Origin of the sequence: Bacillus spongiae (assembly GCF_037120725.1) — a bacterium.
GTDB lineage: Bacteria > Bacillota > Bacilli > Bacillales > Bacillaceae_K > Bacillus_CI > Bacillus_CI spongiae.
In genome coordinates this window covers 130,670-143,775 of sequence record NZ_JBBAXC010000012.1, presented here as the reverse complement: position 1 = coordinate 143,775, position 13,106 = coordinate 130,670, and the positions used below count along the sequence as shown (strand labels likewise).

At 38.0% G+C, this 13,106-nt stretch carries 11 protein-coding genes and 4 tRNA genes; 14 read left to right on the top strand and 1 reads right to left on the bottom strand.

What is annotated here, in order from left to right:
- The first annotated feature begins 86 nt into the window (after positions 1 to 86).
- Complete coding sequence (dnaB, locus tag WAK64_RS15130) at positions 87 to 1,451, top strand: replicative DNA helicase (RefSeq protein ID WP_336587824.1); 1,365 nt, start codon at positions 87 to 89, stop codon at positions 1,449 to 1,451.
- A 301-nt stretch (positions 1,452 to 1,752) separates the two neighbouring features.
- Entirely contained in the window at positions 1,753 to 3,045 is a 1,293-nt protein-coding gene (locus WAK64_RS15125) for an adenylosuccinate synthase (protein ID WP_336587823.1), read from the top strand.
- A 73-nt stretch (positions 3,046 to 3,118) separates the two neighbouring features.
- On the opposite strand, the gene WAK64_RS15120 is transcribed toward WAK64_RS15125, so the two are convergent.
- Positions 3,119 to 4,147 carry an ion channel gene (locus WAK64_RS15120; RefSeq protein ID WP_336587822.1) on the bottom strand — a complete coding sequence of 343 codons (1,029 nt, stop codon included), beginning with the start codon at positions 4,145 to 4,147 and terminating at the stop codon, positions 3,119 to 3,121.
- A 131-nt stretch (positions 4,148 to 4,278) separates the two neighbouring features.
- Here WAK64_RS15120 and WAK64_RS15115 point away from each other — a divergent pair, with 131 nt between their 5' ends.
- The 12 genes from WAK64_RS15115 (at position 4,279) to WAK64_RS15060 (ending at position 13,078) form a co-directional block, all read left to right on the top strand.
- Positions 4,279 to 4,740, top strand: a complete 462-nt coding sequence (locus WAK64_RS15115; RefSeq protein WP_336587821.1) for a hypothetical protein — start codon at positions 4,279 to 4,281, stop codon at positions 4,738 to 4,740.
- Positions 4,733 to 5,035 carry a hypothetical protein gene (locus WAK64_RS15110; protein WP_336587820.1) on the top strand — a complete coding sequence of 101 codons (303 nt, stop codon included), beginning with the start codon at positions 4,733 to 4,735 and terminating at the stop codon, positions 5,033 to 5,035. Before WAK64_RS15115 ends, WAK64_RS15110 begins: the two co-directional genes overlap by 8 nt.
- Positions 5,028 to 6,311 carry a glutathionylspermidine synthase family protein gene (locus WAK64_RS15105; RefSeq protein WP_336587819.1) on the top strand — a complete coding sequence of 428 codons (1,284 nt, stop codon included), beginning with the start codon at positions 5,028 to 5,030 and terminating at the stop codon, positions 6,309 to 6,311. Before WAK64_RS15110 ends, WAK64_RS15105 begins: the two co-directional genes overlap by 8 nt.
- Positions 6,311 to 6,724, top strand: a complete 414-nt coding sequence (locus tag WAK64_RS15100) for a DUF350 domain-containing protein (protein ID WP_336587857.1) — start codon at positions 6,311 to 6,313, stop codon at positions 6,722 to 6,724. The genes WAK64_RS15105 and WAK64_RS15100 overlap by 1 nt, the downstream gene beginning before the upstream one ends.
- A 254-nt stretch (positions 6,725 to 6,978) precedes the next feature.
- Positions 6,979 to 7,051 (top strand) — tRNA-Lys (locus WAK64_RS15095).
- A gap of 9 nt (positions 7,052 to 7,060) precedes the next feature.
- Positions 7,061 to 7,132, top strand: a tRNA-Glu gene (locus WAK64_RS15090).
- Between the two features lie 50 nt (positions 7,133 to 7,182).
- Positions 7,183 to 7,259, top strand: a tRNA-Asp gene (locus WAK64_RS15085).
- 43 nt (positions 7,260 to 7,302) lie between these two features.
- Positions 7,303 to 7,375, top strand: a tRNA-Phe gene (locus WAK64_RS15080).
- Between the two features lie 233 nt (positions 7,376 to 7,608).
- Positions 7,609 to 9,069, top strand: coding sequence for a M23 family metallopeptidase (locus WAK64_RS15075; RefSeq protein WP_336587818.1), 1,461 nt, complete (start codon positions 7,609 to 7,611; stop codon positions 9,067 to 9,069).
- Positions 9,070 to 9,257: 188 nt separating this feature from the next.
- The gene (yycF, locus tag WAK64_RS15070; RefSeq protein ID WP_336587817.1) at positions 9,258 to 9,968 is read left to right on the top strand and encodes a response regulator YycF; all 711 of its coding nucleotides are present in this window, start codon (positions 9,258 to 9,260) and stop codon (positions 9,966 to 9,968) included.
- Between the two features lie 6 nt (positions 9,969 to 9,974).
- The gene (walK, locus tag WAK64_RS15065) at positions 9,975 to 11,780 is read left to right on the top strand and encodes a cell wall metabolism sensor histidine kinase WalK (RefSeq protein WP_336587816.1); all 1,806 of its coding nucleotides are present in this window, start codon (positions 9,975 to 9,977) and stop codon (positions 11,778 to 11,780) included.
- The gene (locus tag WAK64_RS15060) at positions 11,771 to 13,078 is read left to right on the top strand and encodes a YycH family regulatory protein (RefSeq protein WP_336587815.1); all 1,308 of its coding nucleotides are present in this window, start codon (positions 11,771 to 11,773) and stop codon (positions 13,076 to 13,078) included. Before walK ends, WAK64_RS15060 begins: the two co-directional genes overlap by 10 nt.
- Positions 13,079 to 13,106: the final 28 nt, after the last annotated feature.

Here is a 13,106-nt window from a genome sequence, read left to right as displayed (position 1 = left end):
TGATAAAAAATGTGGTCTATTGCGATCACATTTTTTTCTATGAATAGTGAATAGATGTCTTCTTCATTTAGAGGGGGTTAGTATGATTGAATGAATTATTTACAGATCGTGTGCCACCGCAAAGTATAGAAGCTGAGCAAGCGGTATTAGGAGCCATTTTTTTAGAGCCTAGTGCCTTAACATTTGCTTCAGAAATGCTGATTCCAGAAGATTTTTATCGTGCTTCTCACCAGAAAATCTTTTCGGTGATGCTACAGCTTAATGATGAAGGAAAAGCGGTAGATTTAATCACCGTAACAGAAGTTTTATCATCCGTAAAAGAGCTTGAAGATGTCGGAGGGGTTAGCTATTTAAGTGAATTAGCTGGCTCAGTCCCAACTGCTGCAAACATTGAGTATTATGCTCATATTGTAGAAGAGAAATCACTTCTTCGCCGTTTAATTCGAACAGCAACTACTATTGCCCAAGACGGATTTGCTCGTGAAGATGAAGTTGAAAGTTTACTAAGTGAAGCAGAAAAAAGCATAATGGAAGTGGCGCAGCGAAAAAATGCAGGTGCCTTTCATGACATAAAAGATGTTCTCGTAAGAACATATGATAATATTGAGACTTTGCATAACCGTGTTGGGGACGTTACGGGAATTCCAACGGGGTTTGTTGAACTTGACCAGATGACAGCTGGTTTCCAACGCAATGATTTGATTATTGTAGCGGCTCGTCCATCCGTAGGTAAAACGGCCTTTGCTTTAAATATCGCCCAAAATGTAGCGACAAAGGCAGACGAAAATGTCGCGATTTTCAGTTTAGAGATGGGAGCGGAACAGCTTGCCATGCGTATGCTATGTGCTGAAGGGAATATTGATGCACAAAGATTACGAACAGGCTCTCTAAATGATGAAGATTGGAGAAAACTAACGATGGCGATGGGGAGTTTATCTAACTCCGGTATTTATATTGATGATACTCCAGGGATCCGTATAAATGAAATCCGTTCCAAATGTCGAAGGTTAGCGCAGGAATCTGGTTTAGGAATGATCCTTATTGACTATTTACAACTTATTCAAGGGTCAGGACGTTCAGGTGAAAACCGTCAACAAGAGGTTTCTGAAATTTCACGTGAGTTAAAATCACTTGCCAGAGAATTAAAAGTACCTGTCATTGCTTTATCTCAATTATCTCGTGGAGTCGAACAGCGTCAAGATAAGCGGCCAATGATGTCGGATATTCGTGAATCGGGTAGTATTGAGCAAGATGCTGATATTGTTGCTTTCTTATATCGTGATGATTACTACGATAAAGAGTCTGAAGCTAAGAATATAATTGAAATTATTATTGCGAAGCAACGTAACGGTCCTGTAGGGACGGTTTCACTTGCCTTTGTAAAAGAATATAATAAGTTTGTCAACTTGGAAAGAAGATTTGATGATATGCAATCACCACCTGGTGCATAAGAAGGAGACTGAATTCAGTCTCTTTTTTTATGCTTCCTTCTTCCATCCGTCGTGCTTCTTGATTGAACTATGTCAAAATAATCTAGGGCCTTTTTTGTTTTTCGATAAGACTTTCGTATTGGGGAGCACTCCAATTGGACAACTTTCCATTCATTCGGAAAAAACAATTTTATTTCCCGAACGAATAATAATTAGATATATATAAATGTTCGTGTTTTTATTGACTTTCGCTCGAATCTCTTGATAAAATAAAAATTGTTTGAAATAAATGGTGAACAGGACCATTCGGAGGTGCTTACAGATGTCATCAGTTGTAGTTGTTGGAACACAATGGGGAGATGAAGGAAAAGGTAAGATCACGGATTTTCTCTCTGAAAACGCGGAAGTTATTGCAAGATATCAAGGCGGAAACAATGCTGGTCATACCATTAAGTTTGACGGAGAAACATATAAACTACATTTAATTCCTTCTGGTATTTTTTATAAAGACAAAATTTCGGTAATAGGAAATGGAATGGTAGTGGATCCTAAAGCACTCGTAAAAGAATTAGCATACTTACATGACCGCGGGGTCTCTACGAATAATTTACGAATTAGTAACCGCGCTCACGTTATTCTTCCTTACCATATTAAATTGGATGAAGTGGAAGAAGAACGAAAGGGCGCTAATAAAATTGGAACAACGAAAAAAGGGATTGGACCTGCTTACATGGATAAAGCCGCACGAGTAGGTATTAGGATTGCAGATCTATTAGACCGTGAAGCATTTCAGGAAAAGCTTGCGCGAAATCTAGAAGAAAAAAACCGTCTATTAGAGCGCTTTTATGAAACGACAGGCTTTACTATTGAAGAAATTTTAGACGAATATTTTGAATATGGACAACAATTTGCTCACCTTGTAACGGACACGTCGGTTGTGTTAAATGATGCATTAGATGATGGACGTCGTGTATTATTTGAAGGTGCCCAAGGCGTCATGTTAGATATTGACCAAGGAACATACCCTTTTGTAACGTCTTCTAACCCTGTAGCGGGAGGAGTAACAATCGGTTCTGGAGTGGGTCCATCTAAAATTAATCATGTAGTAGGTGTTTCAAAGGCCTATACGACTCGCGTTGGAGATGGTCCATTTCCAACGGAATTAAATAATGAGATCGGTGAGAAAATACGTGAGGTGGGTCGTGAATACGGGACAACGACTGGCCGTCCTCGTCGAGTAGGTTGGTTTGATTCAGTGGTCGTTCGTCATGCGCGACGTGTTAGTGGTTTAACAGACCTTTCGTTAAACTCGATTGATGTGTTAACGGGGATTGAGACATTAAAAATTTGTGTAGCTTATCGCTATAATGGTCAAATAATTGAAGAATTCCCTGCGAATTTAAATATTCTTGCTCAATGTGAACCTGTTTACGAAGAGTTACCAGGTTGGACAGAGGATATTACGAATTGTAAAAGTTTAAGTGAACTGCCAGAAAATGCTCGTCATTACCTTGAGCGTGTTTCACAATTAACAAAGATTCCATTGTCCATTTTTTCTGTTGGGCCAGATCGTTCACAAACGAATGTTGTCCGCAGCGTTTGGAGTCAAAATTAAGGAAAAAAGCTAGCGAATATTCGCTAGCTTTTTTCGATAAAACATCTAATAAAGTGACGGTTGACGAATGTCTCTATGCCTTCCGGTGAATTCGTTCAAACGTTTCATCGTTGCAAACAATATAGAGAATATCGTTCGTTGATAGCAACTTATCCTCAGCTCCTGTGAAATCCATTTCATCGTTTACAGCGATAAGGGCGGCTCCCGTATTCATTAGAGAAGTAGCGGCGTCTTTATATGTTTTCCATGAGGATGAAGGCTCTAACTCATGAATATTATTGCCAAATTTCTTGCTTAGCAGTTGTCTGAAAATGAGCGTTGTTCCTGGGTGTAGTGTCGCTTTAGCCATCAATAAGGATATTCCATCATTAGACATAATAAAGTCATCCACTTTAATATGGTTGAATGCATTAATATGCTTCTCTTCATTTATCTCAACGATTGTATGAATATTTACATCGTGTTTAGAAGCAAGCGATTCAACAGCAGAGGCAATGAGAAGCGTCTTTCCATCTGCCAGCAATGGCTGCGTAATAGAATCATCAGCAAATATGGCAACTCGTTTTGAATGGGTAATATTTGCTTTTAATAATGTTTGTTCCTCTGATGGTTCCCCATTAATATAATGAACTTGTTCATGAGTGACAGGTGACTCTCTTAATGTATCAATTAAAACAATTTCTGCCTTTGGTTCATGAGCAAAAATCTCAAAAATAGTTTGTTCCGTTTTCTTTGACCAACCGATATATACATAATGGTTTTTTTCAGTATACAAGACTTTCCCCTCCCTTTTTAAACGGCGAAATGTATAAAGAACATCCACGATTTTTCCAATTAATAAACCCAATATGCCGATACCAAAAATAAATAAGAACATTCCTAATAAACGACCAGCTGTGCTCGTTGGGAAATAATCTCCATAACCAACGGTTGTCAAAGTGGTCATGGTCCACCACAGGCTTTCAAATATTGTAGGAAAGGTATTTGGTTCGAGCCAATGAATAGCTAGCGTTCCGATAATAACTACGATAATAGATAACAATAGTGCAAGAGTTAATTCCACTTTGGCTAATCTTTTCCAAAAACGTAATAAAAAACTCAAAAGATGTTCCTCCTCTCTGTCAGATGATTCTATTTTACCTAATTTTTGAAACCACTTTCCATAAAAATCGTATATAATGCTAAGTGAATGACATTTTACTTAGTATCCATTGGGATTGGAAAGGAGTGTATATGCAGCCTATTTTAGAATACCGGTTGTTAAAAGCGCATGAATCGTTCGAATCGCTATATTACTATAATAGTATTGAATTTGAAGAAATACTAGCACGGAGAGAGTGTGAATTCTTTGTTAAAGATGGGATCACGTATCAACAAACTTCTTCTGCTATAGAAGCGAATGAAACCATTATTTATGTGAAAAAATATGAGCAATCGGAACCTGACAGAATAGAGAATGAGAAAGCTATTTCACTTGAATATCGTGAGTTTAATGCCCGAAAAGATCATCCAATCATAAAAAAAGAACGTCATTCTTTTCATCTAGATGTTCTTCATAAAATTGGGGCTGTGTATCATTATATAGAGGCGGTTGAATGGGAGAGAGATTCAGCAGAGATTGATGAGGATAGGATGACCTATGTGCTTTATTTAACACCAACAGGATTTGAATTAAAGGAGGGTGAAGATGAATAAGACAAAACGAATGATGACAGGAGTAGTAGCTGCGATGACGGTATCATTGTCCGCATGTGGCTCTGACTTACCACCTGAACCTGAAGATACAGATTGTGACGATTGGGACTGGGATGAAGAAACTGGGACCTATTATTGCGATGACTATGATTCTTCTTATTATCGCGGCTATTATTATGCAGGGAAGTTCTTTAAAAGTAAGTCTAGCCTGAAAAGCTCCTCTTCCTATCAATCTTACAGTAAAAGTTACCAATCAGGCATAGGGAGTGGTACAAAGGGTGGAACGGGTGGATAACTTTCAAAAAGAGCGGGACGCTTTTTATAAGACTATTCCACAGTATTGGCCCAATTTATATGATGAAGAATACTCATTATTTGATGTAAAGCTTGATTCGAATGAGAGAATTCAACAAATTCGAACAGCGACGAAAAGAGTCGGCCATATCTTTCGCAAAGTTACCCCTTTACTGCAACAAATGAGCAGTGAATCATTAAGCCAGCTTGGTTTTCCATCAGAAGCGATAGCGTATGTTCGGTTATCAACGAGTCACCTTATTACTCTCATTGGTCGAATGGACTTTGTCGTATCAGGAAAGACCATTAAGCTATTAGAGCTAAACAGTGACACCCCTACCTTTATTAAAGAGACGTTCAATGTAAACAATAAAATTTGCGACTATTTTCACCAACAAACAGCGAATGAAGGATTGGAGGAGCTCCTTAGTAAAGCTTTACGAAAAGGCATACATGAAGCTTGGAATAACAAAGAGAATCGTCCTCCTGTCATTGTATTTACTTCCCATGATGATCATGTTGAAGATTATTACACGACAAAGTATTTACAAGAATTATGTGGCTTGCCATCCTCCTATTTTCCTCTTGCGAAACTAAAGGTTTTGTCTGAAGATATTGTGGAGAACGGTGAAGTGTTGGCGGAAAAAGGACTCTATACTCCAGATGGAGAGAGAATTGATGTCTTATATCGTCCAACGTACCCCATTGAGCATTTAGTAGAGGATCTTTCGACGGAAAGTAATGAAAAAATTGGTGAGACTTTGCTTTGTTTCGTTGAAGAAGGTCATGTGACGATCATGAACCCACCATCCTCCTTTTTACTTCAGTCAAAAGCCGTTCAAGCTGTTATATGGGGACTATTTGAGGAGGACCATCCTTATTTTAATGAAGAAGAAAAAGGATGGATTTCACAATACTTTTTACCCACCTATTTAGAAAGCGATCCTTTTATCGTCAAAAAAGAAAAATTCGTACGAAAGCCTGCCTTTGGCAGGGAAGGGGATACGGTCGTCATCTATAATGAATTTGGTGAAAAAGTATTAGAGGATCAACAGAAAACATATGAAAACTCATTATTTGTGTATCAGCAATTTATGCCGTTGCCGCAGCATAACATTCGTACGGAAAAAGGAATGGTCAATGCTCATATTATGTATGGTAGTTTTTATGTTCATCACACACCAATGGCAATAGGAATTCGTGCTGGTGGACCCATTACAGACAATCGCTCATACTTTTTACCAGTAGCTATTACAAAACGAAAGGGGATGTCATGATGACATATATATCAATCGAGTCATTTTTAAGTTTTTTAGCTCATCTTGGAACAGGATTTGGTCTCATTATCCTAGGTCTTATTGTGTTTTCATTAACGACGAAGTTTTCTGAAAGACAGTTAATTAAAGAAGGAAATATTGCAGTAGCTTTAAAGCTTTGGGGGAAAACAATTGGGCTAGCCATTGTCATTTATACAGTTTGGTCAGGAAGTGTGAGTCTTTTAGATGCTTTTATTTGGGGGCTAATAGGAATTGCTGCTCAAGTGATTGCCTATTTCGTTATTGAATATTTGTTAACACCGAAAACCCACTTAGCTAAAAAAGTGGAAGAAGGAAATATAGCGGTAGGATTTAGTTTATTTGCAGCGGGGATTGTTGTAGGAATAATAGTTGCTGCAAGCTTAACTTATTAAAAATACGACAACAGACCTAGAGAGGTCCGTTGTCGTATTTTTTATTAATTCATTTGTCTAGATAATAGAATAGTTGGTGACCATCCGCTCATTCACAAATGGTGTTTGCGACATGAATTGAAAAGGAAAGAGAAAATACTTTCTCTTTTCGACAATTTTTTTTGAAAAACTATTGCTTCATATAAAAGAACTGTGGTAATATAAAAAACGTCGCTGAGATCATTACTTGATTCGCCGACATCTGTTAGTATGATGAGCCATTAGCTCAGTTGGTAGAGCATCTGACTTTTAATCAGAGGGTCGAAGGTTCGAGTCCTTCATGGCTCACTTTTACGTGGCCCGTTGGTCAAGCGGTTAAGACACCGCCCTTTCACGGCGGTAACACGGGTTCGAATCCCGTACGGGTCATTATAAAAGAAATTTATACTTATGTCCAGTTTTGAACTGGACAACCTTTTGGTCCGGTAGTTCAGTTGGTTAGAATGCCTGCCTGTCACGCAGGAGGTCGCGGGTTCGAGTCCCGTCCGGACCGCCACTTAAGATTAAACCTAAATTTTTCATTACATATTGATTATTATGGCTCGGTAGCTCAGTTGGTAGAGCAATGGACTGAAAATCCATGTGTCGGCGGTTCGATTCCGTCCCGAGCCACTTGTAAAAAGCACTGCGATGATATAACTCTCGTAGTGCTTTTTTATTATCGTTAAGTAACATATTTTGTATTATTCCGTTACAATATGTAAGTTATTATACATTTGTGTTACATATTGATGAGGAAGCTCCTACTTTGGTCATTATTATGTTAAATTAATAAAGCGAAAAATCATAAAGTACTAGAACTTTAGATAGAGAGAATTGTTCTTGTCAGTTTAGGAGGAGCCGTTATGTGGAAGAAAAAGTATTCCACGATGACAACTAAGTTATCCAAACTAAATACAAGTCTTATAAAGAAATCGATTATCACGACCCTAATTGTTTCAACGTTAACTGTTCAGCCTGTTGGAGCCACTGATGAACATGCTTCGTCTATTGACACTATGTATCATATATACTTAAGTGATCAATATTTAGGAGCTGTATCGGATCGAGCTGCTGTCGAGGAAATCATTGAAACTAAGGTTAATCTCGCATCTGAGGAGTATGGGATGGATACAGTGGATGTAGCTGAACCGTTTACATATGTTCCTGAGCAAGTCTTTTCAGAAGAAGTAGATGATGCGTCTGTTTTAGAAAAAGTAGCAAATTCTATTGAAATTCAAGCAGAAGCCGTTGCTCTTGAAGTAAATGGGAAGGCCATTGCCTATGTGAAAAATTCAGAGGCAGCTGAAGAAGTAATGAAATCGATTCAGCTTTTATATGTGTCGGAAGAAGAATTCACGAAGTGGAAGAAGGAAAGTCAAGCTTCCACGCCGTTACCTAGTTTAAAGGATGACGAAGCGAGAATTATTGATATATCCTTTAATAAGGAAGTAGATGTAAAGGAAACTAAAATAGACCCTGTGGAGATCCTTTCTGTCGAAGACGCGATTGCATTCTTAACAAAAGGGACGAGGGAAGAAAAGATATACGAGGTTCAAAAAGGGGATGTGTTGGGTTCTATTGCTGATGAACATGACTTGTCAACCTCTGAACTTTTATCTTTAAACAATGGAATGACTGAAGACGCTGTGCTCCAAATTGGACAAAGTATGAATGTAACAGCGTATGAACCAGTTGTTCATGTAGAGATTACGAAAGAAATGAAGACGAAAGAAATCATTCCGTATACAGAAGAAGTGATTAATGATGACGGTATGTATAAAGGTGATTCTACGTTACAGCAAGAAGGAAAAGATGGCGAACGGTCTGTTACGTATTCGATGACAAGTGTTAATGGTGTAGAGCAGGACAAAACCGTTAAAAAAGAACGTATTTTAACGGAAGCAGTCAATCGGGTCGTTGTAATGGGTACGAAAGAAATTCCATCAAGAGGAACAGGGTCCTTTATTTGGCCGACAAACGGTGGCTATATTTCCAGCCATATGGGGCCTCGTTGGGGCACTGTACACAAAGGGATGGATATTGCTCGACCAAATAATTTAACGATAAAAGCGGTGGATAATGGAATTGTTACTTCCGCAGGATGGGACAATGGTGGTTATGGGAATAAAGTCGTTGTTGACCATCAAAATGGATTTGTGACCGTTTATGCTCACTTAAAGTCCATTCATGTTAAGAAAGGCCAAACGGTTCCTCAAGGAACGTCGCTCGGCTTAATGGGTACGACAGGACAATCAACGGGAGTACACCTTCATATTGAAATATATAAAAATGGTCGTTTAGTTGACCCACATGATTATTTATAATAGATAGGGAAAAATGCCTCTAGCTTTATGCTCGAGGCATTTTCGCACATTTACCGTGAAGAAAGTATCCTATGGGTGTTCAGTTGCGTTCTTTTTTGGAAAAAGATGAAAATGAGCAAGTAACATGATAAATTAATAGAAAGCACATTAATATAAAGAAGCAAATAATGACAAAGGAGTTGGATGGAATGGACAAAAAAATCTTAGTAGTAGACGATGAAAAACCAATCGCTGATATACTCCAATTTAATTTAAAAAAAGAGGGCTTTGAGGTTCATTGTGCTTATGATGGAGACGAAGCTGTTAAAATGGTGGATGAAGTAAAGCCAGATTTAATGTTATTAGATATAATGCTTCCTAACCGAGATGGGATGGAAGTATGCCGTGAAGTAAGAAAAAAATATGAAATGCCCATTATTATGTTAACGGCCAAAGATTCCGAAATAGATAAAGTGTTAGGGTTGGAGCTAGGAGCTGACGATTATGTGACCAAGCCGTTTAGCACAAGGGAGCTAATTGCGCGAGTAAAAGCCAATTTACGTCGCCATCAACGTATTTCAGAGCAACAGAACGAGGAAGAACAAGGGAATGAAATTTCAGTTGGTTCCCTAGTGATCCACCCAGATGCCTACGTTGTCTCAAAACGAGGGGACACGATTGAATTAACTCATCGTGAGTTTGAACTACTTCATTATTTAGCGAAGCATATTGGTCAAGTGATGACTAGGGAGCATTTACTTCAAACTGTATGGGGTTACGACTATTACGGAGATGTTCGGACAGTCGATGTGACCGTTCGTCGCTTGAGGGAAAAGATTGAAGATAATCCTAGTCACCCAATGTGGATTGTGACACGAAGAGGAGTAGGCTATTATTTACGCAACCCAGAACAGGAGTAAAGGGAAATGAAAAGAGTTGGCTTTTTTCGTTCGATTCAGTTTAAATTTGTTTTAATTTATGTATTGTTAATTTTTTTAGCAATGCAAATGATTAGCGCGTACTTTTCGAAAGAGCTTGAAGAGAAATTACTGACCAATTTTACAACATCCATTAAAGATCGTGTCAGTTTTGTAGCGTTCACGATTCAAGAGGCGATGGAAAAAGAAGATGATGAAACGAGTTCGGTCGAGGATGAACTTCAATTTGTATTAGATGATTTTGCTGAAGCGGATGATATAGAAGATATCCGTGTTGTAGATGAAGAAAAAAGAATTCTTGCTTCAAATGAAGATTTTGAAGGAAGAGTAACAGATGCTCAAACAACGAGAACGATGCTCATAAAAAAAGAATTAGATACGATTAAGGTGGATAAAAAGGGAAATCGCCTTCTCGTTTATACGTATCCCATCATTTCTCACCAAGAAGTACTCGGTGTAGTGCATATCAGTGCAAATGTTGAAACGGTTTACAAGCAAATTAATGAAATCAATGAAATCTTAGCAAAAGGAACTGGACTAACCATCGTTGTTACGGCTATTTTATGGGTTTTTCTTTCTCAAACAATAACAAAGCCGATTTCTGATATGAAAAAGCATGCCCAAGCGATGACAAAAGGAAATTTCTCTCGAAAAGTAAAGGTATACGGAAATGATGAAATTGGTGAATTAGCCAAAACCTTTAATAATTTGACTAAGCGCCTGCAAGAAGCGCAGGCGACAACCGAAGGTGAACGTCGGAAGCTTTCATCTGTCCTTTCCTTTATGACAGATGGTGTTATTGCTACAGACCGGAAAGGTAGAGTCATTTTAATTAATGACCCTGCAGCGGAAATGTTAGATGTTTCACGTGAAACGGTCCTGTCTCAGCCTATTGTGACACTATTAGGGTTACAAGAACGGTATACGTTTGAGGAATTATTAAACGAACAAGATTCCGTTAATTTGGACTATAGTACGAAAGAGACTCCTTATACTCTTCGGGCAAATTTTTCCGTTATTCAAAAGGAAACGGGCTTTGTAAACGGACTTATTACAGTTCTTCATGATATTACAGAGCAAGAGAAAATTGATATGGAACGTAGAGAATTTGTTGCAAATGTTTCCCATGAACTACGAACGCCTCTCACGACTATGAGAAGCTACCTAGAAGCGCTAGCAGAGGGTGCCTGGGAGGATAAAGAAATAGCTCCACACTTCCTTGATGTGACTCAAAATGAGACAGAGCGGATGATTCGTCTCGTAAATGATTTATTACAGCTTTCTAAAATGGATAGTAAAGATTATCTTGTAAATCAAGAATGGATAAATTTTATAGACTTTTTTGATCAAATTATTGATCGGTTTGAAATGTCAAAGGTCGAAACGATTACTTTTATTCGAGATTTACCTGAGGATAAGTTATTTGTAGAAATTGACCCAGATAAATTAACACAAGTCATTGATAATATTATTTCAAACGCGTTGAAGTATTCCCCTGAAGGAGGAAAAGTGACGTTTAAAGTAAAAGAAAGTGAAAGCCAACTGATGGTAAGCATATCCGACGAAGGGTTAGGAATACCGAAGGATAAAGTAGAGCAGATTTTTGATCGCTTTTACCGTGTTGATAAAGCACGATCTCGCCAAATGGGGGGAACTGGCTTAGGATTAGCTATCTCAAAAGAGATGATTATAGCGCATGGAGGAAATATTTGGGCGGAAAGTAAAGAAGGAGAAGGAACGACTATTTTCTTTACGCTTCCTTATGTGAATATGCAAGAGGATGAATGGATATGAAATATGAATCGATAAAATCAATTGTACTAACTATCCTTGTTATAAATAGTATGGTGTTAACCTACGGCATTTGGACGTATCAGCCTGACTATAGTCGTACTATAAGTAGTGAAGAGACATTTGAGAGTTCAATTGGAGTTACGAAGGATGTAAATACCCTTATTCAGCCTTTAAAGATTTTATATCATCAGCCCGAATGGACGAAAGGGACTGTAGAAGCTAAGGAAATAAATAGAATAATGAGGGAAATTACTGCTTGGCCATTAAGTTATCTTTACCAAGAGAACAAAGAGGACAAAGAGGACGGCTCTCAGCATGAAAGGATAGAGATTATATTTCCTGATATTGTTCCATCAACGACTTATGGAAATGTGTTAGGATTTCGTGAAGGGATTTCTCCTCCAATATTCAATTTTGACCGCATTGAGGTTGAGCTTGACACCTCTATCCTCTATTTTATTACACCATCAGGAACAAATTATAAAACAGAGGTTGATGGTGATGCAGTGGAAGAATTGAAAGAAATTCTGGATTCTCAAAACGAACAGTATGTACTGTATGAAAAACATACAATAAAAGAATCTGTTATTTATATGCCAACGGACACTACAGATTTAGTGATTGATTATTATACACGTGAAGAAATGGGTCCAGAGGAATTTAAAAATGCGTTATTTACTGACCCGGATATAGTAGACTTAGAAAGAAGCAATAATTTAGACGATTATCATGACTCTACAAGCTTTATGCGATGGCATACTTCCTTTAAATGGATGCGTTTTGTGAATGTACTTGAAAAAAGACGTTGGTTGTCTGATTCTCATCTTAGTAAATTGCTCGAAGGTTCGATATCCTATGTGAATAGACATGAAGGGTGGACAGATGACTATCGCTATTTTCAATGGAATTTTACTAAATCTAAGATTAGTTTTCGTCTTTTCCATAAAGATTATCCAGTATTTACCCAAAAAGAATCGGATGATATAGATTTAGCAGCAATTGAGTTAGCATGGGGAAGTATTGAAAATCTTCGTGAGTATAGCCGTCCATACTTTAAATTAGGAGATCCGCTCGAAGAAAAAGGTGACGTGATAGAGGATGCAATCACTGCATTAGATTCAATAGAAGCTATGCTTGGCGATGATGAACTCTTACAAGATGTGATAATAGGGTATGCCCTTAAAGAATATAATGGTAGGAATTTAATCTTTAATCCTGAATGGTATTATCGGGTCAATAACCGATGGAAGCAGCTAAACGAAGATGAGTTAGGGGGGAAACCAAATCGACTGGAATAAAACGAAGACCATATTTATTGTCGTTTTT

Coding starts and splice junctions, on each gene's coding strand:
- WAK64_RS15125 (WP_336587823.1), top strand. CDS start 1,753: ATGTCATCAGTTGTAGTTGTTGGAACACAATGGGGAGATGAAGGAAAA.
- WAK64_RS15115 (WP_336587821.1), top strand. CDS start 4,279: ATGCAGCCTATTTTAGAATACCGGTTGTTAAAAGCGCATGAATCGTTC.
- WAK64_RS15110 (WP_336587820.1), top strand. CDS start 4,733: ATGAATAAGACAAAACGAATGATGACAGGAGTAGTAGCTGCGATGACG.
- WAK64_RS15100 (WP_336587857.1), top strand. CDS start 6,311: ATGACATATATATCAATCGAGTCATTTTTAAGTTTTTTAGCTCATCTT.
- WAK64_RS15075 (WP_336587818.1), top strand. CDS start 7,609: ATGTGGAAGAAAAAGTATTCCACGATGACAACTAAGTTATCCAAACTA.
- yycF (WP_336587817.1), top strand. CDS start 9,258: ATGGACAAAAAAATCTTAGTAGTAGACGATGAAAAACCAATCGCTGAT.
- walK (WP_336587816.1), top strand. CDS start 9,975: ATGAAAAGAGTTGGCTTTTTTCGTTCGATTCAGTTTAAATTTGTTTTA.
- WAK64_RS15060 (WP_336587815.1), top strand. CDS start 11,771: ATGGATATGAAATATGAATCGATAAAATCAATTGTACTAACTATCCTT.